This window comes from Pantoea sp. EKM21T, assembly GCF_011800405.1.
Lineage (GTDB): Bacteria > Pseudomonadota > Gammaproteobacteria > Enterobacterales > Enterobacteriaceae > Pantoea > Pantoea agglomerans.
In genome coordinates this window covers 189,708-215,308 of the sequence record NZ_JAALFV010000008.1, presented here as the reverse complement: position 1 = coordinate 215,308, position 25,601 = coordinate 189,708, and the positions used below count along the sequence as shown (strand labels likewise).

General features: G+C 56.5%; 23 protein-coding genes, 4 tRNA genes and 1 other RNA gene. 6 read left to right on the top strand and 22 right to left on the bottom strand.

Features of this window, described 5'->3' with window-relative positions; all coding sequences use genetic code 11:
* Positions 1–104 precede the first annotated feature (104 nt).
* Together HFD87_RS17640 and rarD are read left to right on the top strand one after the other, a co-directional pair.
* Positions 105–575, top strand: coding sequence for a thioesterase family protein (locus tag HFD87_RS17640; protein ID WP_010257304.1), 471 nt, complete (start codon positions 105–107; stop codon positions 573–575).
* A 23-nt stretch (positions 576–598) separates the two neighbouring features.
* Entirely contained in the window at positions 599–1,498 is a 900-nt protein-coding gene (gene rarD, locus HFD87_RS17635) for an EamA family transporter RarD (RefSeq protein WP_033767569.1), read from the top strand.
* On the opposite strand, the gene HFD87_RS17630 is transcribed toward rarD, so the two are convergent.
* From HFD87_RS17630 to HFD87_RS17590, 10 genes are all read right to left on the bottom strand, one after another.
* The gene (locus HFD87_RS17630; RefSeq protein WP_163762580.1) at positions 1,469–2,521 is read right to left on the bottom strand and encodes an AbrB family transcriptional regulator; all 1,053 of its coding nucleotides are present in this window, start codon (positions 2,519–2,521) and stop codon (positions 1,469–1,471) included. The genes rarD and HFD87_RS17630 overlap by 30 nt on opposite strands.
* A gap of 97 nt (positions 2,522–2,618) precedes the next feature.
* A complete protein-coding gene (corA, locus tag HFD87_RS17625; RefSeq protein WP_003854370.1) occupies positions 2,619–3,572 on the bottom strand; it encodes a magnesium/cobalt transporter CorA in 954 nt (317 codons plus the stop codon).
* Between the two features lie 176 nt (positions 3,573–3,748).
* A complete protein-coding gene (gene ysgD / locus HFD87_RS23185) occupies positions 3,749–3,805 on the bottom strand; it encodes a YsgD/CorL family protein (RefSeq protein ID WP_353748370.1) in 57 nt (18 codons plus the stop codon).
* Between the two features lie 67 nt (positions 3,806–3,872).
* Positions 3,873–6,035 carry a DNA helicase II gene (uvrD, locus tag HFD87_RS17620; protein WP_010257313.1) on the bottom strand — a complete coding sequence of 721 codons (2,163 nt, stop codon included), beginning with the start codon at positions 6,033–6,035 and terminating at the stop codon, positions 3,873–3,875.
* Between the two features lie 155 nt (positions 6,036–6,190).
* A complete protein-coding gene (yigB, locus tag HFD87_RS17615) occupies positions 6,191–6,907 on the bottom strand; it encodes a 5-amino-6-(5-phospho-D-ribitylamino)uracil phosphatase YigB (RefSeq protein WP_010257318.1) in 717 nt (238 codons plus the stop codon).
* Positions 6,904–7,809, bottom strand: a complete 906-nt coding sequence (gene xerC, locus HFD87_RS17610; protein ID WP_010671674.1) for a tyrosine recombinase XerC — start codon at positions 7,807–7,809, stop codon at positions 6,904–6,906. Before xerC ends, yigB begins: the two co-directional genes overlap by 4 nt.
* Positions 7,806–8,510 (bottom strand): DUF484 domain-containing protein, encoded by a 705-nt coding sequence (locus HFD87_RS17605; protein ID WP_010257324.1) that lies wholly within the window; start codon positions 8,508–8,510, stop codon positions 7,806–7,808. Before HFD87_RS17605 ends, xerC begins: the two co-directional genes overlap by 4 nt.
* On the bottom strand, positions 8,507–9,331 hold the full coding sequence (gene dapF / locus HFD87_RS17600) for a diaminopimelate epimerase (RefSeq protein ID WP_010257326.1): 825 nt from the start codon (positions 9,329–9,331) through the stop codon (positions 8,507–8,509). Before dapF ends, HFD87_RS17605 begins: the two co-directional genes overlap by 4 nt.
* A 28-nt stretch (positions 9,332–9,359) precedes the next feature.
* Positions 9,360–9,560, bottom strand: coding sequence for a lipoprotein (locus tag HFD87_RS17595; RefSeq protein ID WP_010257328.1), 201 nt, complete (start codon positions 9,558–9,560; stop codon positions 9,360–9,362).
* Between the two features lie 147 nt (positions 9,561–9,707).
* Positions 9,708–12,266: a class I adenylate cyclase gene (locus HFD87_RS17590; RefSeq protein ID WP_010257330.1), complete on the bottom strand. Its 2,559-nt coding sequence runs from the start codon at positions 12,264–12,266 to the stop codon at positions 9,708–9,710.
* A gap of 315 nt (positions 12,267–12,581) precedes the next feature.
* On the opposite strand from HFD87_RS17590, the gene hemC reads away from it, so the two are divergent.
* The 4 genes from hemC to hemY are packed head-to-tail and all read left to right on the top strand — an operon-like array spanning position 12,582 to position 16,606.
* Complete coding sequence (gene hemC / locus HFD87_RS17585) at positions 12,582–13,523, top strand: hydroxymethylbilane synthase (protein WP_033773337.1); 942 nt, start codon at positions 12,582–12,584, stop codon at positions 13,521–13,523.
* Entirely contained in the window at positions 13,520–14,248 is a 729-nt protein-coding gene (gene hemD / locus HFD87_RS17580) for a uroporphyrinogen-III synthase (protein ID WP_010257334.1), read from the top strand. The genes hemC and hemD overlap by 4 nt, the downstream gene beginning before the upstream one ends.
* Positions 14,249–14,273: 25 nt before the next feature.
* Positions 14,274–15,407 carry a uroporphyrinogen-III C-methyltransferase gene (gene hemX / locus HFD87_RS17575; RefSeq protein ID WP_167423729.1) on the top strand — a complete coding sequence of 378 codons (1,134 nt, stop codon included), beginning with the start codon at positions 14,274–14,276 and terminating at the stop codon, positions 15,405–15,407.
* Positions 15,408–15,409: 2 nt separating this feature from the next.
* Positions 15,410–16,606 carry a protoheme IX biogenesis protein HemY gene (gene hemY / locus HFD87_RS17570; RefSeq protein ID WP_010257339.1) on the top strand — a complete coding sequence of 399 codons (1,197 nt, stop codon included), beginning with the start codon at positions 15,410–15,412 and terminating at the stop codon, positions 16,604–16,606.
* 1,111 nt (positions 16,607–17,717) lie between these two features.
* On the opposite strand, the gene HFD87_RS17565 is transcribed toward hemY, so the two are convergent.
* The 12 genes from HFD87_RS17565 to rfbA form a co-directional block, all read right to left on the bottom strand.
* Positions 17,718–17,847: non-coding RNA, RtT sRNA (locus HFD87_RS17565), on the bottom strand.
* Positions 17,848–17,878: 31 nt separating this feature from the next.
* A tRNA-Pro gene (locus tag HFD87_RS17560) sits at positions 17,879–17,955 on the bottom strand.
* A 20-nt stretch (positions 17,956–17,975) separates the two neighbouring features.
* Positions 17,976–18,062, bottom strand: a tRNA-Leu gene (locus HFD87_RS17555).
* A 16-nt stretch (positions 18,063–18,078) separates the two neighbouring features.
* Positions 18,079–18,154, bottom strand: a tRNA-His gene (locus HFD87_RS17550).
* Between the two features lie 98 nt (positions 18,155–18,252).
* Positions 18,253–18,329 (bottom strand) — tRNA-Arg (locus HFD87_RS17545).
* 158 nt (positions 18,330–18,487) lie between these two features.
* Positions 18,488–19,228 carry a lipopolysaccharide N-acetylmannosaminouronosyltransferase gene (wecG, locus tag HFD87_RS17540; RefSeq protein ID WP_010671671.1) on the bottom strand — a complete coding sequence of 247 codons (741 nt, stop codon included), beginning with the start codon at positions 19,226–19,228 and terminating at the stop codon, positions 18,488–18,490.
* Between the two features lie 25 nt (positions 19,229–19,253).
* Positions 19,254–20,597, bottom strand: a complete 1,344-nt coding sequence (gene wzyE / locus HFD87_RS17535) for an ECA oligosaccharide polymerase (RefSeq protein ID WP_167423728.1) — start codon at positions 20,595–20,597, stop codon at positions 19,254–19,256.
* Positions 20,594–21,661 carry a TDP-N-acetylfucosamine:lipid II N-acetylfucosaminyltransferase gene (locus HFD87_RS17530; RefSeq protein ID WP_062759457.1) on the bottom strand — a complete coding sequence of 356 codons (1,068 nt, stop codon included), beginning with the start codon at positions 21,659–21,661 and terminating at the stop codon, positions 20,594–20,596. The genes wzyE and HFD87_RS17530 overlap by 4 nt, the downstream gene beginning before the upstream one ends.
* Positions 21,658–22,908: a lipid III flippase WzxE gene (gene wzxE, locus HFD87_RS17525; RefSeq protein WP_010257347.1), complete on the bottom strand. Its 1,251-nt coding sequence runs from the start codon at positions 22,906–22,908 to the stop codon at positions 21,658–21,660. Before wzxE ends, HFD87_RS17530 begins: the two co-directional genes overlap by 4 nt.
* Positions 22,908–24,038, bottom strand: coding sequence for a dTDP-4-amino-4,6-dideoxygalactose transaminase (gene rffA, locus HFD87_RS17520; protein WP_010257349.1), 1,131 nt, complete (start codon positions 24,036–24,038; stop codon positions 22,908–22,910). The genes wzxE and rffA overlap by 1 nt, the downstream gene beginning before the upstream one ends.
* The gene (gene rffC / locus HFD87_RS17515; RefSeq protein ID WP_010257353.1) at positions 24,025–24,732 is read right to left on the bottom strand and encodes a dTDP-4-amino-4,6-dideoxy-D-galactose acyltransferase; all 708 of its coding nucleotides are present in this window, start codon (positions 24,730–24,732) and stop codon (positions 24,025–24,027) included. Before rffC ends, rffA begins: the two co-directional genes overlap by 14 nt.
* Positions 24,710–25,591, bottom strand: a complete 882-nt coding sequence (rfbA, locus tag HFD87_RS17510; RefSeq protein ID WP_010257356.1) for a glucose-1-phosphate thymidylyltransferase RfbA — start codon at positions 25,589–25,591, stop codon at positions 24,710–24,712. Before rfbA ends, rffC begins: the two co-directional genes overlap by 23 nt.
* Between the last annotated feature and the right edge of the window lie 10 nt (positions 25,592–25,601).

The following is a 25,601-nucleotide window of genomic DNA, read 5'->3' as shown; positions in this document are numbered from 1 at the left end:
AGTGCTGATTTCTTAAACTGGAAACACCCTCGCAGGCGGCATAGAATACACAACTCATTCATGTTCCGCGCCCCTCTGGCCCGATTTTTTCAGGACACATCATCATGTCATCACCCGTGCTGACACAGCAGGACGCTCGCCAGCTGGTCGGCGAAATTTTCGTTTATCACATGCCGTTTAATCAGGCGCTGGGCCTGGAACTGATGCGCCTTGACGCAGACTACGCAGAGATCAGCTTCAATAACAAAACCATGCTGGTGGGCAATCAGGCGCAGCAGATTCTGCACGGCGGCGTTATCGCGTCTGTACTGGACGTGGCGGCGGGCATGGTCTGCGTCAGTAATGCGTTAACCCGTCAGGAAAGCATCAGCGAAGCGGATCTGCGCCAGCGTCTGTCACGCATGGGCACCATTGATATGCGCGTCGACTATCTGCGTCCCGGACGCGGCGAACGCTTCACCGCCACCAGCAGCCTGCTGCGCGCCGGTAACAAAGTCGCCGTGGCGCGTGTGGAACTGCACAATCAACAGGGCGATTATATCGCCACGGCTACCGCCACCTATCTTATCGGCTAACCACGCCATTGAATGGAACGCATATGGATACGCAACAAACCCGCCAGGGCGTTGGCTTTGCACTGGGCGCTTACTTTATCTGGGGCATTGCGCCCGCTTATTTCAAACTGGTAAAGCAGGTTCCCGCCACGGAAATCATGACGCACCGGGTGATCTGGTCTGCACTGTTTATGCTGTTACTGATTACCCTGAGCCGCAGCTGGCCCGGCGTTCGCAGCGTGTTGCGCCAGCCTAAAAAAGTGCTGCTGCTGGCGCTGACGGCCGTGACTATCGGCGGCAACTGGCTGCTGTTTATCTGGGCAGTCAACAATCAGCATATGCTGGAAGCCAGCCTGGGCTACTTTATTAACCCGCTGATCAACGTGGTGTTCGGCATGCTGTTTTTGCGCGAACGGTTTCGCCGCTTGCAGTGGCTCGCCGTGCTGCTGGCCACCGTCGGCGTACTGGTGCAGCTGTGGCAGTTTGGGTCGTTACCGATTATCGCGCTGGGCCTGGCGCTGAGCTTCGCCCTGTATGGCCTGGTGCGCAAAAAGATTCAGGTCGATGCGCAGAGCGGCATGCTGATTGAAACCCTGTGGCTGTTTCCACTGGCGGCGATTTACCTGTTTGGTTTTGCCGACAGCGCCACCAGCCACTTATCCGCCAACCCACTGAGTCTCAACCTGAAGCTGATAGCGGCGGGCATTGTAACCACCATTCCGCTGATGCTGTTTGCGGCGGCCTGCAGCCGTCTGCGACTTTCCACCGTAGGCTTCTTTCAGTATCTCGGCCCGACGCTGATGTTTGTGCTGGCGGTCGCGTTTTACGGTGAGACCATCACGCCAGACAAGATGGTGACTTTTGGCTTCATCTGGCTGGCGCTGCTGGTATTTGTCTGCGATGCGGTGGCGTTTTCATTCCGTTCCCGTTCGCGCATAACGTGAAATAAAGCGCGCTAAAGCCGGGCCGGTCAGCAGGATGGTAAACAGACGCAACGTCTGCAACGCCATCACAAACGCCATGTTGACCTGGGTTCCCGCCGCAATGATCGCCACCGTGTCCAGCCCGCCTGGACTGGTGGCGAGATAGGCCGTCATCAGATCGATATCCAGCATTTGCGTCAGCATCCACGCCAGCCCGCCACACAACAGCATCAGCCCGAAGATCGAGGCCAGCATCTGCGGCAGCGTGCGCAGTGCCAGCAGAAAAATCGGGCGGGTGAAACGTAATCCCACGCTCCAGCCAATCAGTGCATAGGCCACGGCCAGCAGCCATTCCGGCACCTGTAACACCGCGATGTCGCTACTGTGCAGTGCTGCGCCCGCCAGCGCAGGCAGCAGCAGCGCGCCAGAAGGAATGCGCAGTCGGGTGCCCAGCCACGCGCCCGTCAGCATCACCACCAGGGTGATAACAAAGCCATGATTCAGCGGTGGAAACCAGAGCAGCGAGACGCTGTGCGCCTCATCGCCCAGTCCGATGCGCGCCACCAGCGCGGCCGCCGAGGCGACAAACAGCACCCGCAGATACTGCATGAATGCGACCAGCCGCACGTCAGCGCCAAAGTCACCCGCCATCGCCACCATGGCCGTTGCACCGCCCGGCGACGATCCCCATGCGCCGGTCGGGCCAGGCAGATGACTGAAGCGCACCAGCAGAAAACCTGACAGGCCGCTGGCCGCCAGCGTCAGCAGCAGCACCGCCAGCACGATCGGCCAGTCCTGGATCAGCGGGGCCAGAATCGAAGGCGACAGACTCTGCGCAATCATGCAGCCCAGTACGGCCTGAGCGAGCAGGAACAGCCGTTTATCAATTCGCAGCGTGGCACCCGACAGCCCCATCACTACACCGACAATCATCGGCCCCAGTAACAGCGCAGCGGGCACATGAAAATAGTGCAGCACCGCGCCCAGCAATACCGAGATCAGCAGCAGCAGCGTCCACTGCGCGCGCAACGAAAAAGCGTCCATAAGAAGTTAATAATTTGTAAAAACAGGAGGGTAAGATTACGCAGAAATGGGGACAGGAGCCAGCAGAACGGGCCATCTCAGATGGCCCGTTCTTATTTTAAAGCCAGTTTTTACGTTTGAAATAGAGATAAGGCGCCAGTCCGGCCAGAATCATCAGGCCGATCGCCGCCGGATAACCAAAGCTCCACTTCAGTTCCGGCATAAACTCAAAGTTCATCCCATAGCTGGAAGCCACCAGCGTCGGCGGCAGAAACACCACGGAGACCACCGAGAAGATCTTGATGATGCGGTTCTGCTCGATGTTGATGAAACCCATCGCCGCCTGCATCAGGAAGTTGACCTTCTGAAACAGTGATTCGTTATGCGGCAGCAGCGATTCGATATCGCGCAGAATTTCACGCGCCTGCTCCAGCTGATTGCCCGGCAAACGTGCTTTGCGTACCAGGAAGTTCAGGGCGCGCTGGGTATCCATCAGACAGAGACGCACCTTCCAGCCGATATCTTCCAGTTCCGCTAGTCGCGACAGCGCCTGATCGTACTCTTCGCCCTGCTGACCTTCCATGATCACCCGGCTGAGTTTCTCCAGTGCGCTGTAGATGTTCTCGATTTCGTCCGCCAGCTGCTCGATTTTGGTTTCAAACAGGTCGAGCAGCAGCTCAAAGGCATTGCCGTCGATCAGGGTCTGATTACGGGCGCGCATGCGATAGAGACGGAACGCAGGCAGCTCACGTTCGCGCAGCGTGTAGAGACGGCCTTCACGGATGGTGAACGCCACGGTGGAGTTACCGGCGTGATCGTCAGCGTCTTCATAGAAGAAGAAGGAGTGGATGTGCAGACCATCTTCATCTTCGAAGAAGCGTGCCGAGGCCTCGATATCTTCCAGCTCAGGCCGTGTTGCCAGACTCTGGCCCAGCTCAGATTGCACGCGATCACGTTCGCCCTCTTCCGGCTCGATTAGATCGACCCAGACAGAGGTCGTCAGTTTGTCGTTTTCGTCTTCCAGCTCCAGTCGCGTCAGGCGGCTGTGATCCAGTTTAAATGCGCTCAGCATAGCAATACTCCCCATTGCAGACTAAATGGGACAAGGCAGTCCGCCGTTCCTCAACATGGAACGGGCAGCCTGAACACGGAAACAGAGTTTCAGAGATAAATCAGTGCTGACTCGCGACGGAATCAAAAAGGGAGGTCGCTGATAACCGCTAAGGCTACCCGCGTAAAGAGGTAGCCTTAGATGTTATTCCTGGAATCCAGGTCATTGAGCCAGCATCGACTGGGCGTGTCCAAGGCATTGTCCTCTCATGATAATAGTGGGCGCATGTTACGCTGAGACGAAAAAGCCGTCAACCGCACGCTAAAGCGTTTCAAGCTTCGCGTAAGCCGCCACCAGCCACTTGATTCCCTGCCCCTGAAACGCCACCTGAAGACGGCTATGCTCGCCGCTGCCTTCCAGATTAATGATGGTGCCTTCGCCAAATTTTGCGTGATGAACACGCTGACCCAGCGCGAATCCACTGTCATTTTTGGTCACCGGGGCACCCATCCGCTGATGGTTTACCGGACGGCTGACGCTGGCGCGCAGACGCACTTCTTCTATGCACGCTTCGGGCAGTTCGCCGATAAAACGGGACGGCCGGTGATACACTTCCTTACCATAGAGTCGGCGGGTTTCGGCGTAGGTCAGCGTCAGCTTGAGCATCGCACGGGTCACGCCGACATAAGCCAGACGACGTTCCTCCTCCAGCCGGCCACCTTCATCCAGTGACATCTGGCTCGGGAACATGCCCTCTTCCATGCCGACGATAAACACCTGGCTGAACTCCAGCCCTTTTGCCGAGTGGAGCGTCATCAGCTGAACCGCATCCTGCCATTTGTCTGCCTGGCCTTCGCCCGCTTCCAGCGCGGCGTGGGATAAAAAGGCCTGCAGTGGCATCAGATCTTCATCTTCATCCTGATAGCTGAACTGCCGCGTAGCGGTCACCAGCTCCTCCAGGTTTTCGATACGCGCCTGGCCCTTCTCACCTTTTTCCTGCTCATACATCAGCCACAGGCCAGAGTCTTTGATGACCCGGTCGGTCTGAACATGCAGCGGTAACTCGGCGGTTTCGGTTGCCAGCGAATCAACCAGTTCACAGAAGCGTTGCAGCGCAGACGCGGCCCGGCCAGCCAGCGCACGGCTTTGCAGCAGTTCACGCGTTGCCTGCCACAGCGTCATCTGACGTTCACGGGCCGTCTGACGCACCACGTCGAGCGTGCGATCGCCCACGCCGCGCGTCGGGGTATTCACCACGCGTTCAAATGCCGCGTCGTCATTGCGGTTCGCCATCAGACGCAGATAGGAGAGCGCATCTTTGATCTCCTGACGTTCGAAGAAGCGCATGCCGCCATAAATACGGTACGGCATGCTGCTTTGCAGCAGCGCCTCTTCCAGCACACGCGATTGGGCGTTGCTGCGATAGAGAATGGCGCAGTCGTTGAGCGCGCCGCCGTTCTCCATCCAGACCTTAATACGGTTGACCACGAAGCGCGCTTCATCCAGCTCATTAAAGGCGCAGTAGATCGAGATCGGTTCGCCATCACTGCCTTCGGTCCAGAGCTCTTTCCCCAGGCGACCATTGTTGTTAGCGATCAGGGCGTTGGCGGCTTTCAGGATGTTATTGGTTGAGCGATAGTTCTGCTCCAGACGGATCGTTTCCGCGCCGGGGAAATCCTGCAGAAAGCGCTGAATATTCTCGACCTGTGCGCCGCGCCAGCCGTAGATCGACTGGTCATCATCGCCCACGATGATCACCCGGCCGCTGTCGCCCGCCAGCATCCGAATCCAGGCATACTGAATGTTGTTGGTATCCTGGAACTCATCCACCAGCACGTTGGTAAAGCGTTCGCGGTAGTGATTAAGAATGTGTGGCTTGTTGAGCCATAATTCATGGGCGCGCAGCAACAGCTCGGCAAAGTCGACTAAACCGGCGCGATCACAGGCTTCCTGATAGGCCTGATAGATGCGCAGCCAGGTCTGCTCAATCGGATTGCCGTAGCTTTCGATATGCTTTGGTCGCAGGCCTTCATCTTTTTTGCCATTGATGTACCACATGCCCTGACGCGCAGGCCACTGTTTGTCATCAAGGTTCATTGATTTGATCAGGCGCTTGAGCAGACGTAGCTGATCTTCGCTGTCGAGGATCTGAAAATCCTGTGGCAGACCGGCGTCAAGATGGTGGGCGCGCAGTAAGCGGTGCGCCAGACCGTGGAAGGTTCCGATCCACATTCCGCCCTGACTGGTGCCGATCAGATGCTCGATACGGTGACGCATCTCCGCTGCCGCTTTGTTGGTAAAGGTCACCGCCATAATCGAATAGGGTGAGCAGTTCTCCACCGACATCAGCCAGGCAATGCGATGCACCAGCACCCGCGTTTTACCACTGCCCGCGCCTGCCAGCACCAGCAGGTTACTGCGCGGTGCCGCAACGGCAGCGCGCTGATTGTCATTCAAACCATCGAGCAGTTCAGAAACGTCCATAAGCACCGATTACCAAAGAAAAAAACGCCGTCGTCACACTGATTATTCCGCCTGCCGTAAGGCATTATCGCTGCCAGTCAGGCGGCGCCACAGACGCCGGATAAGGGACGGCGGCAAAACAGAAAAGAGGAGACGACTGGATAAATTTACAGCCATTATAGCAGTGAGGTGAGTGATGCCAACCGCGAAATTTCGACATGCGGCAACAGGCGCGCATCCGGGATATGCATCAGATTGCCCTGCCGCAGGTTAATCCAGCAGGCCTGCAGCCCGCAGCGCAGTGAGCCCGCCACGTCGGTGGTCAGGTCATCACCCACGTGCAGAATATGGTGTGGCGCGATATCAAGGCGTTGCGCGGCAAGCTGATACATATCCTGCCACGGCTTGGCGCGCCCGTCTGGCCCGGCCCGCAGCGTGAAGCGGAAGTATTCGGCAATGCCCATTTTTTCCGGGCAGGCGTTGCCGTTGGTGACCGCCACCAGCGGGATTTTCTCCGCCAGGGTTTTCAGCGTCTGGTGCGTCTCATCCGGCATCTCGACCTGACTCCGCCACTGATGGAAGACCGCCATCACTTCTGCCGCACCCGCAGTGGCTTCAGCGGCAGAGAGGCCGATATTCAGCATCGCCAGCTCAACCGAACGGCGTCGCCACTCCGAAACATCATGATAGATATCAGGTTCGCGCTGCAGCAGCTCATCGCGCAACTGCTGATAATCCTGCGGCGTGAAGTCACGCAGCGCCGGATGAAAAGCCTGCAACGCGGCATGGGACTCCAGGGTGGTACGACGGATGACCGGGTAGTTATCGTAGAGAGTGTCATCAAGGTCGAAGGTCATGGCTTTTATGGCCGACAGCGGACGATAAAACTTCATTCGTTCTTTCCTCGTTTGGCGCGGGGATGCGCAGCGTCATACACCGAAGCCAGATGCTGGAAATCGAGATGGGTATAGATCTGGGTCGTCGACAGGTTTGCGTGACCCAGCAACTCCTGCACGGCGCGCAGGTCACCGCTGGATTCCAGCAGATGCGTGGCAAATGAGTGTCGTAGCTTATGCGGATGGATATGGCTGGCCACGCCCTGTCTGATGCCCCATTCGGCAAAGCGTTTCTGCACGTTGCGTGGCGAGATGCGGTTGCCGCGCGTCGAAAGAAACAGCGCATCATCCTGGCCGCCAAAGGTTTCACGCAGCGGCAGCCAGTGCTGGATCCAGGCGACCGCCGTGCGACCAATCGGTATCCGGCGCTCTTTGCTGCCCTTACCGACTACCCACACTTCGCCTGAATCGAGATCGACGTGGCGACAATCCATATTCACCAGTTCAGAGAGACGCAAACCGCCGCCATACATCACTTCCAGCATCGCCCGGTCGCGCACCGCCAGCGGATCGCTAAGGTCGATCTCCAGCAGCTGATTTACTTCATCTACATCAATGTTTTTAGGCAGATGGCGCGCTTTACGCGGCGTCATCACCCCTTTGGCCGGGTTGGCAGAAAGCAAACCCTGGCTCACCTGCCAGTCGAGAAAACTGCGCAGGGCGGAGAGCCGCAGCGCGAGGCTGCTGGCGGCCAGTCCGGCGCGACGGCTGCGCGCCGCCATGCTGCGCACCTGCGCCGGTTCCAGCTGCGCCCAGCTGCTGAGCTTCATCTCATCAGCAATCGCCACCAGCGCGGCAAGCTGGCGCGCATAGCTGCTCTGGGTTAACGGACTGAGCTGGCGCTCCACTTTCAGGTAGCGCAGAAATCCGTCGACGGCCTCCTGCAGCGCGCTGCTCATGCGCGTTCAACCCAGCGGGAGAGCAGATCAGGCATCATCTGCGACAGATGCTGCAACAGCAGTGTCCCCATGCCCGATTGATAGTGCTGGCTGTCACGACTGCTGAACACCAGCACGCCGAGATCGCCCTCCTCACCCATTAGCGACATGGCAACCGACCCGATCGCTTTGGCCTGCGGCAACAGCAGCAGCAGTTCCGGCCCGTTAATGTTGCCAAGATAGTGATGCTGGTTACCGAAGCGCTGAATACGCAGCGGTTCAAACGCCTGACGCGAGAGGCTCAGCTGAAAGAAATCGGAGGGCGCGCCCAGCAGCCATTTATCACTGAACAGCCGCACATTGGCACCCGCCAGGCCCAGCTCACGCGCCCAGCGATGCAGACGGTTGAGCATATCCTGCAGCGAGTCAGCCGCGGCCAGATGGCTCTCCAGCGACAACAGACGGTCAAACAGTTCGTGGTTAGCGCTGGCCTGCTCCATCAGCAGCGTGATCTCTTCTTCCAGCCGCTGAATATGGTTGCGTTGCCGTGCCATATGCCATTCGACCAGAGAGACGCTGCCACGCACCGGATGCGGCACGGCCATCTGTTCAACTGCACGGGCATTGCGGATAAAGAAATCGGGATTCTGCCGCAGATAATCACTGACGGCCTGATCGTCCAGCAGAACCGAACTGTCAGCCTGCTCTTCGATATTTTTCATAGATGAATAAACCCATCGTAGACGTGTGTCGCAGGCCCGGTCATATAGAGCGGCTGACCGGCGCCTTTCCAGGTGATGTGCAGCGTTCCGCCAGGCAGGTCGACACGCACTTTGGGTGCCAGAATGCCCTGCTGAATGCCACATGCAACGGCAGCACAGGCGCCGCTGCCGCACGCCTGCGTTTCACCCGCACCGCGTTCGTAGACGCGCAGGCGGATATGTTCGGGATTGATGATCTCCATAAAACCGACATTGACGCGATCCGGGAAGCGTTCATGACTCTCCAGAATCGGACCCAGCAGTTCAACCTGCGCGGTTTTGACACTTTCGACCTGGATAACGCAGTGCGGGTTGCCCATCGACACCGCACCCAGCATCACCGTCTGTTCGGCCACGCGCAGCAGATAGAGATTTTCGGCCTTGTTGGCGCGGAACGGCACCTGCTGAGGCTCAAAGTTTGGCTCGCCCATGTTGACGCGCACCTGGTCGTCAGGCGTGACGGTCAACACCATGCGGCCATTCTGCGTACTGACCCGGATGTCACTTTTGTTGGTCAGCCCTTTCAGCTGAACAAAGCGGGCAAAGCAGCGCGCACCGTTGCCGCACTGTGCGACTTCACTGCCGTCAGCGTTGAAAATGCGATAGTGGAAATCGAGATCGGGATCGTAAGGCGGTTCAACAATCAGCAGTTGATCAAAACCGATCCCCAGATGACGATCGGCCAGCCGGCGGATCAATTCCGGCGAAAAGAAGACGTTTTGTGTCACCGCATCCACAACCATAAAATCGTTGCCGAGACCGTGCATTTTGGAGAACTGCATTTTTTGCTCCGCCGGATAAGCCATCAGATTAGTTCGCTTTTACGCCTGAATTGCCGGTAACCAGCCCGCCGACATCGGCTTTAGAGGCATCCGCTTTCTGGCGGTCGGTTGGGGCTTGTTGTTTCTTCGGCTGATCCTTCGGCGGGAAGTAGAGCGGTCCTTTCAGACCACAACCTGCAAGGCTGATTACTGCCAGTGTCATGGCCAACAGGCTTATTACTTTCTTCATTCTTTATGCTCTTCATGTCCTTTACCTGGATGCTTATCATCGCAGTTGAAGGTGGAAAAGCAACAGGAAATGCCCGCAAATAGCGTGAAGCGGGTGACAAGCCGGGAAGATAGCGGCCACCTGCAGAGCGCAGGCAGCCCGTCAGCATCAGTGCACCTGATAGCGTGGCTGATAGTCGCTGTTGTCGTTGTCAGGCTGCGAGGTGCACAGCTGCGTCAGCGTCTGGCTACGGAACGGAATCACCTGGAATCGTTCACCGGTGTTCACAATCTGGTAGAACTGCGGCAGGTTGAAGTTGATAAAGCTCGAACCATAGGTAAAGCGATCGTGCGATGAGGAGTAGAACCGGCTGACATCGCGCACCAGCTCCTCTTTACTGCCTTCACAGTGATGATAGACCTCAACCCGATTGGTCTCATCGAGGATGTAGATATTGAAGCCGCGCTCATCAGTGGTGTTTTCAAAGAAGAACTGAATAATGCCTTCGCTGGCATACCCATTGACCACCGGTGGCAGCGGCGTCTGATTCGTTTCGACTTTGATCGACAGTCCGTGCAGCTTGTTGTTGGAGATCGCGCCATAAAACTCAACCGCGTTTTCCAGCTTCTGCACCGAAACGCTCATGCGTTCAAAGAACAGGCCCCATGTCTCACCCGCCATACGCAGCGCTTTAAAGCGACCCGGCTCCTGACGTGTGCTGGAGAGGCGAAGCTCAATGCATTCTGAGACCAGCTGCTGTACCCGCGTCCGAATCAGACCGCGCAGATGCTGGCTGTAGCAGAACACTTCCACCGTATCGGGCGGTGCAGCATCCTGATGCATCTTGCCGAGAATGGTTTTCAGCCCTTCGATCATCGCCTGTTCGCCACTGAAGTGCAGCGTACGCACCTCATTCCAGGAGTTGCGATAGAGCAGATCGATGCTGCCAATCAGGCACTGCTGCTGCTGACCAAAACTAAAGACATCCAGCTTACGGAAGTCGAAGTGCACCACCTGATTGCGGAAGGCCGCCGTCGGATCGTGTTCAAGGTTAACAATAATCGCAAGGTGCCGGATTTCGCATGGACTATAGAGCGCTTTTGGCGTCGGCGAGGGCAGACGCAGCGGGAAGTGGCTGGAAACATCGTTAACCAGCTCCTGCAGACGCGCCAGATCGCAAACCTCATTGCCTTTAATATGCAGCCGGGTTTTACGGGTCAGCAGTCCATTGAACCACGCCCACGCCACCAGCTTGTTCAGGTAACGGTTATATTCCAGCGGCTGATGGCTGATAATCGAATCCATGTCCGGCGCCTGGTTATAGAGATACCAGCCGGAACGGTTGGCGCGGCCAGGCGGCACATGAATAAAGGTCAGATTGGGTTCGGAGAGATCGGGCGAAATCTGCGGATTCACCAGCGTCACTTTGCCCGGCAGCGCTTCAAACGCAGCATACAGTTTACGGGTCAACACACCGATATCCTGCGGGCTGGCGCTGACGCTTAAGTTATTGCGACGGGCAAAGCGGATCAGATTGCGATAACTCTGCATCATCGCATCCAGCAATTCATTATGGGCTTCGCGCACCCGCTCGATTTTCCACTCAGCGCGGTTATCCAGAATGGCAATCTTCTCTTCGTTCCAGCCCCACTCTTTGACCAGCTGCGATAAAATTTCGCGACGCCAGCCGGTGCGATGCTGATGATCTTCGGTGCTGAGCTTTTCACACACTTTGAGGTAGAAGCAGCGACGCACCAGATCAAGACGCGGCTGATCGTCAACGCTGGTCAGATAGTGCGTAACGCGCTCCAGCATCATGCAGTAAGGATCAAGCCCGAAGCAGATGATTTCACCGTCATGCAGGCGCTGTTTGATATCCATCGCCAGCAGTTGCGTGTTTGGGTATTCCCAGCTGTAGGCTTCCAGCAGCAGCGTTTTCAGTACGGCTTTATACGGGGAGTCGATGCTTTTATAGAGCTGCCACAGGCTGGCACCGAAATACTCTTCCGCCGACAGCGTGCCGAGGCCGCCAAGATCGAGCCACTCATTAGGGGTCAGCACGCCTTTGGCGTAGAGCGACATTACGTAGTCGTCGTAATTGTGCTCTTCTTCGCCCGGCACCATATTCCACAGGATGCGTTTGCCCGCCATACGAACTGCCGTACGGTAGAACTCATCCAGCAGTAAAATGTGTTGTGTTGAACCGCAATCTTCACCGCCCAGACTGCCGCTTTCGTTGTGGCGGAAGCGGTTCTCATCAATCAGAAAGAAACTCACCTCTACGCCCATTGAAACGCACCACTTCTGCAGCAGCGTACATTTGCGCTGCAGATTCAGACGCTCTTCATTATCAAGCCAGGATTGATGGCAGACCCAGATATCGAGATCCGAGACGCTGTTCTGGCCGACAGATGAGGTGCTGCCCATAGAATAGATCGCCGTAATCGGCATTTCGCCTTTCGGTGCATCGGCATGACGCAGATCGCTGTCGCCGGTGAGATCGGCCAGCAGCTGACGCTGATTTTCATCAGGCGTGAAGAAGCTGATGCCATGTGGAACGCTACCTTCAAGGTAACCCGGCATCTGCGGATGTTGATAATGTAATAAGGTTGGCAGCAGACTGTAGACGCGCTGAAAAGCGGGTCCCATAGCAGCCAGCGCACGATCAACGCGCAGCTGGTTGATTGCATCCAGTCTCTGTTTCAGTGTCTCAATGTAGAGGTACAAGACGTTTCGCCTGATTGTCCCAGTGTTTAAGCACCCTGTTTCCACACTCTGCCGCTTATAAAGTAAAAAAGTGGGTAGATAATTGCTGGAAACGTGATCAATCTAACACCCTGCAGATTGACCGTAAAGAAAGTTGCGCTACCTGACAGTTTAGCACGTTCTTACCAGCTTCCCGCCTTTTCAGCTCTGGTTCCCACGTTATGGCTTAATAAACCGGCCTGAAACCGCACGCAGGCCGTTTTCAATCCGTTGAAACTGACAGTCTTCACCCAGAGATGATAGGATATTCAGTGAACGATAAAAATGGTTAACAGCATGTTAGACAAAATTTTCAGAATTGCTACAAGACAAAGCCCGCTCGCATTATGGCAGGCACATTATGTACAGCAACGACTCATGAGTGCCCATCCGGGACTGCGCGTTGAGCTGGTGCCTATGGTCACGAAAGGTGACATCATCCTTGATACGCCGCTGGCAAAAGTGGGTGGCAAAGGGCTGTTTGTCAAAGAGCTTGAGCTGGCGATGCAGGATGGCCGTGCCGATATGGCGGTGCACTCGATGAAGGATGTGCCGGTCAATTTCCCGGAAGGTCTGGGCCTGGTAACCATCTGCGAGCGCGACGATCCGCGCGATGCGTTCGTTTCTCATCATTATGACTCCATCGACGCGCTGCCACAGGGTGCCATTGTCGGCACGTCCAGCCTGCGCCGTCAGTGCCAGATTAGTGCGCGCCGTCCGGACCTGGTGATCCGCTCGCTGCGGGGCAATGTCGGCACCCGCCTCGGCAAGCTTGATGCCGGAGAGTATGACGCGATTATTCTTGCTGTCGCCGGGCTGAAACGCCTGGGACTGGAAGATCGCATTCGTCAGGCGATGCCTGCCGAAGTTTCCCTGCCCGCCGTGGGTCAGGGTGCGGTCGGCATTGAATGCCGTCTGGACGACACCACCTTAATCAGCCTGTTGCAGGCGCTGAATCACGATGATACCGAAGTCTGTGTCCGAGCGGAGCGCGCCATGAATACCCGTTTAGAGGGTGGCTGCCAGGTGCCAATCGGCAGTTTCGCGGTGCTGGAAGGCGATGACCTCTGGCTGCGCGGCATGGTTGGCGCACCGGATGGCCGGGTCATGGTCAGCGGCGAACGCCGGGGTCCCCGCGCTCAGGCTGAACAGATGGGTATTTCACTGGCCGATGAACTGCTGAATGGCGGCGCGCGTGAAATCCTGAAAGAAGTTTACCAGGGGCAGCCGCCGGCATGACCATTCTGGTGACGCGCCCGGAACCCGCAGCGGCAGAGCTGGTGTCACGCCTGCATGCCCTTGGCAAACAGGCGTGGAGCCTGCCGCTGATTGAATTTGCGCCGGGCGCTGATCTCACCTCTCTGCCACAAAAGCTCGCCGCACTTCGCCCTGGCGACCTGGTTTTTATCCTTTCTCAGCAGGTTATACATTACGCACAACACACCGTCACAGCATGGCCCGCTGAGCTGGACTATTATGCAATTGGTCGCAGCACCGCCCTGGCGTTTCATACCGCCAGCGGACAGCAGGTAACCTGGCCTCATGCACATGAAACCAGTGAAGAATTGATCCAGCTGAATACCCTTCAGAAGGTTGCAGGTAAACGTGCGCTGATCCTGCGTGGCGATCCCGGACGCGAGTTGCTGGCTCAGACGTTAACCCGGCGAGGTGCTGAGGTGTCGTTTGCAGCCTGTTATCAGCGCTGCCAGAAGTATTATGATGGACCCGTTGAAGGACGCCGCTGGCGCGATCGCGGTGTCTCCGTGCTGGTGGTGACCAGCGGTGAAATGTTACAACAGCTTTTTTCGCTGTTCCCCGCAGTTGATCGCGAGGAATGGCTGCTCAACTGCCGACTGGTTGTCGTCAGTGAACGTTTGGCTACCCTAGCCGCAGGATTGGGTTGGCAGGATATTCAGGTAGCCGATGGTGCCGATAACGATGCGCTGCTGCGCGCGTTACGCTGAACTTTAACAATGGGATGTGCCACATATGACGGAACAAAAAGACTCCTCCGCCATGGTTGAAGAAACCACCCCAGCGGTCGACCGCTCTCCTTCCAGCAACAGCACACCACCGCGTAATGCGAAAAATGGTGGCATGGTGCTGGGTGCAGTTGCGATTGTGATTGCGCTGGCGATTGGTGCGGGTTTATACCTTAACGGGAAACATCAGGCTGATTTACAGGCACAAACCAATCAGAAGCTGAGCGAACAATTAAGCGCGTTGCAACAGCAGGCCAGCAGCGACAAACAGCAGCTGACTCAGCAACTGAGCGGCGCCGAAACCGCGTTGCAGACAGCCCAGACACAGCAGAACGCGTCAGCAAAAGAGCTGGAAACCCTGCGTGAAAAAGTGGCCGTGATTTCTGGCAACGACGTGCGCAGCTGGTTGCTGGCACAGGCGGACTATCTGGTGAAACTGGCTGGCCGCAAACTCTGGAGCGACCAGGATGTCACCACCGCCGCTGCTCTGCTGAAAAGCGCCGATGCCAGCCTGGCCGACATGAACGATCCCAGCGTCATGAATGTGCGTCGTGTGCTGACCCAGGATATCAGTAACCTCTCTTCGGTTACGCAGGTCGATTATGACGGCGTGATCCTCAAACTGAACCAGTTGTCGAACAACGTTGATAATCTGCGTCTGGCCGATAATGACAGCGATGATGCGCCGATGGACAGCGATGGCGGTGAACTGTCAGGTTCCGTGCGCGAATGGCGTCAGAATCTGGTGAAAAGCTGGCATAACTTTATGGATGATTTTATTACCATCCGCCGCCGCGATAACACCGCCCAGCCCCTGCTGGCACCTAATCAGGATGTTTACCTGCGTGAGAATATCCGCTCGCGTCTGCTGATTGCTGCTCAGGCGGTACCGCGTCATCAGGATGAGATTTATAAACAATCTATCGACACCGTGTCCGCGTGGGTTCGCGCCTGGTACGACACCAATGATGCCGCTACCAAAGCCTTCCTTGCCCAGCTGGATGAGCTGAGCCAGCAGAACATCAATATGGATCTGCCGGATAACCTGGAAAGTCAGCCGTTGCTGGAACAGCTGATGCAGACCCGCGTCCGGAACCTGTTAGCGCAACCTTCTGCCGCTGCTAATCAGCAGGGAGGCTAAGCATGCTTAAGGTATTTATCCTCTTTATCCTGCTGATTGCTGGCGTGGTGCTGGGACCGATGATTGCCGGTCATCAGGGTTACGTGCTGATTCAGACCGATAACTGGAACATCGAAACCAGCGTCACCGGCCTGGTCATTATCCTCATCCTCAGCCTGCTGGTGATTCTGGCCGTGGAATGGCTGCTGCGCCGCGTGCTGCACACCGGCGCGCGTACCCGTGGCTGGTTTACCGGACGTAAACGCCGTCGCGCCCAGCGTCATACTCAGTCGGCGCTGATGAAGCTGGCAGAAGGCGATCACCGTCAGGTGGAAAAACTGCTTTCTAAAGATGCCGATCACGCTGATGTGCCGGTGGCGAACTACCTGCTGGCAGCAGAAGCTGCGCAACAGCGTGGTGATGAAATCCGTGCCAATCAGCATCTTGAACGTGCTGCAGAGCTGTCGGAGAGCAACACCATTCCGGTAGAAATTGCCCGCGCACGTATTCAGCTGGCACGTAATGAAGATCATGCTGCGCGTCATAGCATTGACCGTCTTCTGGAAGTGGCACCGCGTCATCCTGAAGTGCTGCGCCTGGCCGAACAGGCGTATGTCCGTACTGGTGCCTGGAGTGCGTTGCTGGATATTCTGCCCGCCATGCAGAAGGCGCAGGTTGGCGATGAGCTGCATCGTGATGCATTACAGCAGCAGGCCTGGCTGGGTCTGATGAATCAGGCAATGGCCGACCAGGGCAGCGATGGGCTGAAGCGCTGGTGGAACGATCTGAGCCGCAAAACCCGTCAGGAAACGACGCTGCAGGTGGCCATGGCGGATCATCTGATTGAATGCAACGATCACGACACCGCGCAATCGATCGTGCTTGAGGGCCTCAAGCGTCATTATGACGATCGTCTGGTACTGCTGATGCCTCGCATCAAAAGTGGTAATCCGGAAGCGCTGGAGAAAGTTCTACGCCAGCAAATCAAACAACACGGCGCAACACCGCTGCTGCACAGTACGCTGGGGCAGTTGCTGATGCGTCATGGTGAATGGCAGCAGGCTGCTGAGGCACTGCAGCAGGCGCTGGCACAGCGTCCTGACGCGTTTGATTATGCATGGCTGGCGGATGTTTATGATCGTCTGCGTCGCCCGGAAGAAGCGGCGAAGATGCGTCGTGAAGGGTTGTTGCTCACACTGAAGAACAATCCCAACGCCTGATCCTCTTTTCATACCTGATAAAGCCGGGCTTGCCCGGCTTTTTTGTGCCCGCAATCTGCCAGCACGCTTTCGCAGGCAAAAAAAAACACCTGCCAGTGGCAGGTGCAAGATCAGGTCGGTAAGACAACCGGGAGGTACCTGACTCAACGTGGTGTCTGTTAACCCTGTAAGGCTTTCGCGATACAGGCAGGCAGACAACAGGTACCTAAAATTGGCTCTGCATCATTCCCAGGTTTATGTAGCATCAGCAGACATAAGAGGTGGAATGAGCATCTACAGCAGAAGTATTGCACAAACCGTGCCAGGTTTATGATTATTTTTAAAATCACAATAAATCAGCAGGTTAAATAATTAGCTCAAAACTTCATTCAACAGGCCTTTCGGGAAATGTCGGTATCCAGCGACAGCTGGCATTTTCTCTGTCTCTGAATGGAGACAGCAAGGCAAATCTCTCTGTGAAATCAACAATAACAATGACTTATTTGTCGGCAATTCACGACGCTGTTGCTCCTGTTTAAGCAACTTTATCTGACAACTGGCGAAATCAAGGGTGAGCTGGCATCAAAGGATTAGCTAACAAGCAGCCCGCTCTCACTGCTGTGCGGGCTTCAGGGAGGCATACGCCTTACGCAAAGACGTCAAAAGACGCCATCCTCAGCGCGGGCGATTACGCACCTCATCCCTGAGGTGCGCCCGTAGTCGGGCCAACGCTTTGCGTTGTTCAAAAACGCTCCTGGCGTTTTTATCCGGGCGGCGCGATGCTTTGCTACAGGCGTATGCTCCCTTCGCTTCACGTATGGCAGACGCATCTGATACTTACAAGGACGCTTCAGACAAATGACAGATCTAAACCCGGATGCATCTGACCACAGCGCATAAGCTCAACGCGCAGGGAGCATGGTCAGAAGAGGAAAGCGTCCCACGCCAGGGACGGCGTGGGCCGAGCGGCCATGGATGGCTTAAGCGACTTTCCGATCTGACCATGTTCCCTTCGCAGGCTCGGATTTACAGCAAACTTATTTAGCTGTACCCACCTAAACCTCCTTCGGAGGTCCTCATCCTCTTTTCTGCAGACGAAAAAAAACCTGTCTTTTCAGACAGGTTTCTAAAATGGTCGGCGAGAGAGGATTACTCTGCTCTGCGAGCAGCGCCCTTCGGGCCGTTGCTGAAGCAACGTTGTCTCGCTACGCTCGGCTCAAACCTCCTTCGGAGGTCCTCATCCTCTTTTCTGCAGACGAAAAAAAACCTGTCTTTTCAGACAGGTTTCTAAAATGGTCGGCGAGAGAGGATTCGAACCTCCGACCCACTGGTCCCAAACCAGTTGCGCTACCAAGCTGCGCTACTCGCCGATTTTTTTAACTGTTTTGCCTGGTGCGAAGAGAGGGACTTGAACCCTCACGTCCGTTAAGACACTAACACCTGAAGCTAGCGCGTCTACCAATTCCGCCACCTTCGCGTTTCCCAGCAAAATCTGGGGTGGCTAATGGGACTCGAACCCACGACAACTGGAATCACAATCCAGGGCTCTACCAACTGAGCTATAGCCACCACAATACTTAATGTCACAAGTTAAAAACCTGCAGCATTTAAATCTCTACTGCCAACCGCGGTAAATCAACCACCGAAGCTCATGCGCACAAACGATATGGCGCGCCCGACAGGATTCGAACCTGAGACCTCTGCCTCCGGAGGGCAGCGCTCTATCCAGCTGAGCTACGGGCGCGTAGCGCCGTTGCGGATGTGCATACTAGAGATAAGCGCCCATCGTGTCTAGTGCTTTTTAAATAAAAAGACGCGTTTGATTACGCTTTGTGCATTTTGTCGACAAATAGTGCATTTCCACTCTCACAACGCGTAAAAATGCGGCATTTATCAGCAATATCAGAGATCGCCACGCCAGTGATAGCGCAAATATTTAAGCAGTTTTAATTGCCGGCGCAGGCGGCCAGGCTGCCGAATCAGACGATAGAGCCACTCCAGCCCCAACCGCTGCCAGATCTCAGGCGCTCGCTTCACATGGCCGGTGAAAACATCGTACGTTCCACCCACGCCCATATAGAGCGCATCAGGCCAGTGCGCACGGCACGCCAGCATCAACAGCTCCTGACGGGGCGACCCCAGCGCTACAGTCACCAGCTTCGCGCCGCTGGCCGCAATCCGGGCAAACAGCGCATCCTGATCGGCTGGCGCAAAATAGCCGTCCTGCGCCCCGACAATATTCACATTCCACTGACGACGTAGCTTATCGCAGGTTTCATCCAGCACCTGCTGACGACCGCCGATAAGAAACACAGGCGTCCCTTCCCGCCCGGCGCGTTCCATCAGCGCTTCCCATAAATCAGCACCCGCAATGCGCTGCACCGACGCGTGTGGATACTTTTTACGAATCGAGCGCACAATGCTGATGCCATCGGCGTATGCATATTCCGCCTGCGCTAACAGCGTACGTAATCCCTCATCCCGCTCAGCGGTCAGGATCTTCTCCGCATTAATCGCCACTAAAATACCGCTGCGTACGCTGTGCGGCGGCATCAGAAAATTCACCGCCGACGGCATGTTTTCGAAGCCATACAACTCAACGCCGCGAATCCGATACTGCGGCGTCTCAGTTAACTTTGTCATATCTTCCGTCAATCCCAGAGGCTACTCAGAGCGGGCTGTGCAACACCCGCCTGCTGCGGTCGCGAATCAAACCTGCGCGATCCAGTAACCAGAAAAGTAATTTAGCCATGCCCAGACAGGCAGCAAAAATGATGCAGAAAAACACCACGCGTGAACCGAACGCATCAAGGCCTTCGCGTGCCAGCACGATCATGTTAAAGACCGCGCCAAAACAGAAGCTTTGCAGGATGGCGCCGGTGTAACGGTTGGTCTCAAGACAGCCACGCTGATAGATTGCATCAAAGGCTTTTATAATCATCCCTACCGCGACCGCACCGATCGGAATCGCCCAGACGCCGCCCATCACCACCAGCGACCCTATCAGCGTGGGTGAAATCGCCAGGCCAGAATGGTTGTTCAGCACTTCCCAGGTGAAGTAGTTAGCACTGTTTAACACTGCCAGCGGCCGATCCGGCCAGAGCCAGGTCGGAATGAAAACGTAGAAATCACGCCACAGCGGTGCCAGCCCCTGAAACTCAATTCTGGCGTAGTTATCCAGCAGCAAGGCGAGATTCTCCCACGGCGAGAAGGTATCACGCGTCAGATAGAGGAAAGTATAAAACGCTTCATCGCCCATAACGTCGAGGTTATAGCGGCGCAGTGCCAGCCAGAACATTCCTGCAATCGCCAGCACGCCCGCCGTTGCCAGCATCCACAAAGTGATCCAGCCACGGGTAATCCCGATAAACAGGAACAGGGCAAACGCAATAATGATATTGGCGCGGGTACCGCCCACCAGCGCGTAGGTCAGTAAACCAAAGGCAACGGTCACCACCAGGAACAGCAGCCAGTTGCGGCGCGTCGGGCTCAAAAAGTAGGGGATCAGCATCGCCGGAATAAAGAAATAGAAGAAGCGCTTAAGCGCTACACCCGACACTTCACTGGAGAAAATCTGGTTATAGGCGGTCAGGCGGAACAGCAGAAAACCGTTATGAATGAAGAACACCGTCACCGTACCCAGCGCCACCAGCGCCAGGATCAGGCAGGTCAGATGGGTTTCGACGCGATTCATCTGCAGCCAGGGCTTCACCGGAGACGCGCTGGCGGGTTTCAGTCGCACTTTATAGCTGACGTAATAAATGGCGTAAAAAGCCGTGGCCGACAGCAGCGCCTCCAGCAGGTTCTCAACCGGCACCACTTCAACATTAAAGCGAAACACCAGCACGGAGGTCAGCGGGAAGCCGAAGTAAAAGGTCAGTAAGAACAGCAGCGTGAAGAACAGATGAAAGTTAAAACGGACGCGCTTAAACTCCCGCCAGGTCAGGGTCAGGATAAAAACCAGCGACAGCAAATAGACCACCAGCAGGCCGCCAAACTGCATAAGACTCATGACAACTCCCCTTCGCTGAGCTGTAACGCGGCCCGCCAGCCCGCCAGATAACCCGGCGCAAAAAAGGCGATAGCCTGTTTATCACAGCTCATCAGCTGACGACGTGCCTCGGCGATCACCGCAGGCGACAGCGTATCTTCACTGAACAATACCGGAAGCTGCTGCTCTGCCACATCACGCCAGAATGGATTTTTGCGGGTCAGGACAAACGGCACGTTGGCCTGAATCAGCAGGCAGAGTGTTCCCACCCCTTGCTGACGTTCAAACATAAAATAGCCGACATGGCAGCGCGCCAGCAGGGCTAAGTAATCATCAAACGCCAGGTTTTCACGCATCAGATTCACCTGCCCGTTTGGGAACAGCGCATCGGCAGCGGCCTGAATCTGGCTGATATAAGCCTCATTACCTGGCGGATAGCCCAAAGGGACCTCGATACGCACCTGCTCGCCAAACTGCGCGTGAATCGCTTTTAAGCCTTCGATATGCCGGTTACTCGGATCGCCCGAGTTGCCCAGCAACAGCGTAAAAGGCTCCGACGGGACAGATTCAACGGCTGCGGCGGGCATTCTGGTGGGAAAATAGAGCAGTGAACCGGGTACGCGCCGATGGCGCTGCTGGTAGTGATGCAGGTCGCCACGGGTCGCAAAAACCTGTGCAACACGCCCCTGCGCTATCCGGCGGACCAGATAGAACAGACGGAACTTCAGGCTGCGCGAATCTTCATAAAGATCGGCACCCCAGACGTGCCAGAAGAGCTGTGAACGACGCAGCTTACCGCTGAGTAACGCCAGCCAGATCCACGGGTTAAACTGTCCGTGGCAGAAAAAACGCTGCTGACGATTTCTGGCCCGCTGCAGTACCGCCTGCGCCAGCGCTTTCTTGCTGGTAAAGCACTCGATCTGCAACGCACTGAACGGCGCCAGGCTCTCGGGCTGCTGCGTCACCACCATAAAATGGCGTGGCGCAGCCGCAGGCTGCTCAACGCTGAGTACGTCGTTGAAAAAGCGCAGCACCGTAAGATTGTGGTGGGGAATGTCCGATCCCAAAACGTGAATTAAAGTCATTTTTTCCGGCAGTAAACAATAAAAGCGCCACAACACAGGGCAAAGTAAGCCATATAGGTAAACATATAGGCCTGCGCCGCACCCGTCGCGCCATGTAACGGGATCAACCAGCGTGAAAACAGGGTCAGCAACAGGAACTGGCTGATCTCAGTCAGAACATAAAAGCGCAGCGAGGCTTTGGCGATAACCAGATATCCGAAAACATAGGCGCCGACCTTAAAAACATCGCCGCACAGCTGCCAGACAAAGAGATCGCGCATCCCGCGAAACGCTTCAGAGAACAGCAGGCTGATGGCGAAATCGCGCAGTACCCAGACACCCAGGCTGGCAACCGCTACGGCGGGCAGGACAAAGCGCAGTGCACGGCCAATCTCGCGCGCGATGTCGCGTTTGTTATCCAGCCGCGCCAGCGTCGGCAGCAGCCAGACGCTAAACGTCGCGGTAATAAATTGCAGATAGGCATCGGAAATGCTGGTGACGCCCTGCCACAATCCGACCTGTGCCCAGCCCTGCTGCTCCGCCAGCAGATTACGCATCAGCACCCAGGCGACCGGCAGGGTCACGGCGGTGATCAGCGCCATCAGCGTATATTTTGCCAGATTACGGGCCAGCTCAGGATGCCATTGCGGTCGCAGCCAGCTAAGCGGCAGCGGCGCACGGCGTTTCAGCATCAGGAGTGCAGGCAGCAGCAGCAAAGCCGGCACCAGCGCCAGACCCGTCAGCGCGCCCTGATAGCCGCCCAGCCACCAGCAGAGCAGATAGCCTGCCACGCCAATCAGGCTGCCGAGAATCAGCGCCAGCGCATTACCGCGCGCATCGCGATAGCCCTTCAGCAGCGCCAGGGTAAAGTTGGCCCAGGCGATGCCGAGCTGAAGAAAGGCCACCACGCGGATGACGCCCTGATAGCGGTCGTGACCAAACAGCGCGATACTGATGGGTGCCGCCGCCAGCAGAAACAGCAGCGCCAGCACACCGGAAAAGCCCAGCACCATGGTTGATGCCGTGCCCACCATCGCCCGCAATTGCTCGGGCTGCTGCTGATACTGCGCCACATAGGTGGTGACGCCATTAAAGATGCCTGCGCCCGCCAGCACACCCAGCACGGTGATCAACTGACGGAAGTTCCCCGCCTGGCCGACACCCTCGGGTCCGAAGCTGACCGCCAGCAGTTTGACGACCAGCAGGCCGGCCACAATTTTTACCAGCGTGGACGATGCGGTCCACACTGAGGCTCTGGCTAATGACATCAGGAAAAGAAGCTCAGCAGTGAGCTGATAACCGTGCTCTGATTATTATCCGACAGGTTATAAAACAGCGGCAGACGCAGCAGGCGTTCACTTTCCCGGGTGGTAAAGCGATCGTCGCCGACAAACTGCGAGAACCGCTCACCGGCGGGCGAACTGTGCAGCGGAATATAGTGAAACACCGTCAGTATCTCGGCTTCTTTCATCCAGTTTATCAGCGCCTGACGATCGTCCTGATCGCGCAGTTTGATGTAGAACATGTGCGCATTGTGTTCACAGCTGGCGGGGATCACCGGCAGGCTGATGCGTCCCTGAGCCGCCAGCGGCTGCAGCGCATCGTAGTAACGCTGCCAGATGCGTAACCGCTGCTGGTTGATACCTTCAGCGGCTTCCAGCTGCGCCCAGAGATAGGCTGCCTGCAGATCGGCCATCAGATAGCTCGATCCCATATCGCGCCAGGTGTATTTATCGACCTGACCCCGGAAGAACTGGCTGCGGTTGGTGCCTTTTTCCCGCACGATCTCGGCGCGCTCGACCAGGCTGGCGTCGTTAATGAGCGTCGCGCCACCTTCGCCGCCGGCGGTGTAGTTCTTGGTTTCGTGGAAACTGAAGCAGCCAATATGACCGATGGTGCCGAGCGCACGACCTTTGTAGCGTGACATCACGCCCTGCGCCGCATCTTCAATCACAAACAGCTTATGCTTTGCCGCCAGCGCCATAATGGTGTCCATTTCACAGGCCACGCCTGCGTAATGCACCGGCACAATGGCACGGGTTTTTTCAGTGATGGCCGCTTCGATCAGCGTTTCATCAATGTTCATGGTGTCCGGGCGCACATCGACAAACACAATGCGGGCGCCGCGCAGCACAAAGGCGTTGGCGGTAGAGACAAAGGTGTAGCTCGGCATAATCACTTCATCGCCGGGCTGCAGATCGATTAACAGCGCCGCCATCTCCAGCGAAGCGGTACAGGAGGGGGTCAGCAGCACTTTTTTGCTGCCAAAACGCTGCTCCATCCACTGCTGACAGCGACGGGTAAATCCACCATCGCCGCACAGCTTGCCGCTGTTCATCGCCGACTGCATATACTCAATTTCTGTGCCCACAATCGGGGGCGCATTAAATGGAATCATGACCTTTCCTGTAAAACCAGTACGCGGTGCTGTCGAGCCGGGCACCGCTGCGTAAATAGAGGCGCATCGCCGTGAGATTGCTGAGCTGGGTAGCAACCCGAAGCTGAGCCAGCTGTCGTACCCGCGCCCAGTCTGCCGCCGCCAGCATCAGTCGCTGTCCCAGCCCCTGGCCCTGCGCGTCGGGCAGTACGCCCAGCAGGCCAATGCGGGCATCGCCATCCACCGCGCGCAGCGAAACAAATCCCTGCAGCTGACCCGCGGCATCGCTTGCCACCAGACACTGATCGTCAAACGCCCCGCGTACCGCATTTTCAATCCACTGCGCATAGAAGCGTCCGCTGGCGTCCGGCGCATACCAGGGCGCGCGAAAACGACTCTGGCTGAAGAGCTGTGAGGCAGCATCGCGCAGTAGCGGGATCTGGGCTTCGCGCGCAATGCGAATTCCCGCCTGCCGTTCAGTCTGTTTCAGCGCCAGCGTCAGATCTGCTTCGCCTTCTGCCAGCCGGAACTGATGCTGCTGCAGCGTATCAATCAGTGCCGTCTCGCTGGCAGCGACTTTTATCTGCATCAGCGCACAGGGATGACGCAGCGCCTGTTCCAGCGGAATGTCACCTTGCGGCTCCAGCCGCACGGTATCAACACCGAAGAATGCGCTCTCCCAGCTAAGGGGATTAATATTGACGTGGACGGGCATGTAATAAATCCAGCAGGTATTGGCCGTAGCCGGTTTTTGTCAGCGCTTCACCCGCGGCCCGCAGCTGGTCATCACTCAGCCAGCTGTTGCGCCAGGCAATCTCTTCCAGGCAGGCAATTTTAAAGCCCTGACGTTTTTCCACCGTCTGCACAAACATGCTGGCTTCCACCAGGCTGTCGTGCGTGCCGGTATCCAGCCAGGCAAAACCTCGTCCCAGCAGTTCGACCGTCAGCTCACCACGCTCCAGATACATCTGGTTAATGGCCGTGATTTCCAGCTCGCCCCGCGCTGAGGGTTTCACCTGTTTCGCGAATTCAATAACCTGATTGTCATAAAAATAGAGCCCGGTTACTGCCCAGCGCGATTTCGGCTGCTGTGGTTTCTCTTCAATCGAGATCGCCTTGAAGTTATCGTCAAACTCCACCACGCCGAAACGTTCCGGGTCCATGACCTGATAGCCGAACACCGTTGCGCCACGATTCTGTTCAACAACTTTGCGGAGCTTGGGGCTGAAGCCCTGGCCAAAATAGAGGTTATCACCCAGAACCAGGCAGCAATTATCCTCGCCGATAAAGGATTCGCCGATGATAAAGGCCTGCGCCAGCCCATCGGGACTTGGCTGCACCGCATAGCTGAGGCGTATCCCAAATTCACTGCCATCGCCCAGCAGCCGTTCAAACTGCGCCCGATCTTCCGGCGTGGTAATTAACAGGATGTCGCGAATACCCGCCAGCATCAGCACGGAGAGCGGATAGTAGATCATCGGTTTGTCGTAAACCGGCAGAAGTTGCTTTGATACTGCACGGGTTATCGGGTGTAACCGCGTGCCCGACCCTCCCGCTAAAATGATGCCTTTCATCGCTGCTCCT

What these genes read in the sequence shown, in the direction of transcription:
- dapF (WP_010257326.1), bottom strand. Translation starts at nt 9,331, where the DNA reads ATGCAGTTCTCCAAAATGCACGGTCTCGGCAACGATTTTATGGTTGTG.
- yigB (WP_010257318.1), bottom strand. Translation starts at nt 6,907, where the DNA reads ATGAAGTTTTATCGTCCGCTGTCGGCCATAAAAGCCATGACCTTCGAC.
- hemC (WP_033773337.1), top strand. Translation starts at nt 12,582, where the DNA reads ATGTTAGACAAAATTTTCAGAATTGCTACAAGACAAAGCCCGCTCGCA.
- corA (WP_003854370.1), bottom strand. Translation starts at nt 3,572, where the DNA reads ATGCTGAGCGCATTTAAACTGGATCACAGCCGCCTGACGCGACTGGAG.
- rffA (WP_010257349.1), bottom strand. Translation starts at nt 24,038, where the DNA reads ATGATTCCATTTAATGCGCCCCCGATTGTGGGCACAGAAATTGAGTAT.
- HFD87_RS17605 (WP_010257324.1), bottom strand. Translation starts at nt 8,510, where the DNA reads ATGAAAAATATCGAAGAGCAGGCTGACAGTTCGGTTCTGCTGGACGAT.
- hemD (WP_010257334.1), top strand. Translation starts at nt 13,520, where the DNA reads ATGACCATTCTGGTGACGCGCCCGGAACCCGCAGCGGCAGAGCTGGTG.
- wecG (WP_010671671.1), bottom strand. Translation starts at nt 19,228, where the DNA reads ATGACAAAGTTAACTGAGACGCCGCAGTATCGGATTCGCGGCGTTGAG.
- HFD87_RS17595 (WP_010257328.1), bottom strand. Translation starts at nt 9,560, where the DNA reads ATGAAGAAAGTAATAAGCCTGTTGGCCATGACACTGGCAGTAATCAGC.
- HFD87_RS17530 (WP_062759457.1), bottom strand. Translation starts at nt 21,661, where the DNA reads ATGACTTTAATTCACGTTTTGGGATCGGACATTCCCCACCACAATCTT.
- rffC (WP_010257353.1), bottom strand. Translation starts at nt 24,732, where the DNA reads ATGCCCGTCCACGTCAATATTAATCCCCTTAGCTGGGAGAGCGCATTC.
- HFD87_RS17640 (WP_010257304.1), top strand. Translation starts at nt 105, where the DNA reads ATGTCATCACCCGTGCTGACACAGCAGGACGCTCGCCAGCTGGTCGGC.
- rarD (WP_033767569.1), top strand. Translation starts at nt 599, where the DNA reads ATGGATACGCAACAAACCCGCCAGGGCGTTGGCTTTGCACTGGGCGCT.
- hemY (WP_010257339.1), top strand. Translation starts at nt 15,410, where the DNA reads ATGCTTAAGGTATTTATCCTCTTTATCCTGCTGATTGCTGGCGTGGTG.
- hemX (WP_167423729.1), top strand. Translation starts at nt 14,274, where the DNA reads ATGACGGAACAAAAAGACTCCTCCGCCATGGTTGAAGAAACCACCCCA.
- uvrD (WP_010257313.1), bottom strand. Translation starts at nt 6,035, where the DNA reads ATGGACGTTTCTGAACTGCTCGATGGTTTGAATGACAATCAGCGCGCT.
- wzyE (WP_167423728.1), bottom strand. Translation starts at nt 20,597, where the DNA reads ATGAGTCTTATGCAGTTTGGCGGCCTGCTGGTGGTCTATTTGCTGTCG.
- xerC (WP_010671674.1), bottom strand. Translation starts at nt 7,809, where the DNA reads ATGAGCAGCGCGCTGCAGGAGGCCGTCGACGGATTTCTGCGCTACCTG.
- HFD87_RS17630 (WP_163762580.1), bottom strand. Translation starts at nt 2,521, where the DNA reads ATGGACGCTTTTTCGTTGCGCGCGCAGTGGACGCTGCTGCTGCTGATC.
- rfbA (WP_010257356.1), bottom strand. Translation starts at nt 25,591, where the DNA reads ATGAAAGGCATCATTTTAGCGGGAGGGTCGGGCACGCGGTTACACCCG.
- wzxE (WP_010257347.1), bottom strand. Translation starts at nt 22,908, where the DNA reads ATGTCATTAGCCAGAGCCTCAGTGTGGACCGCATCGTCCACGCTGGTA.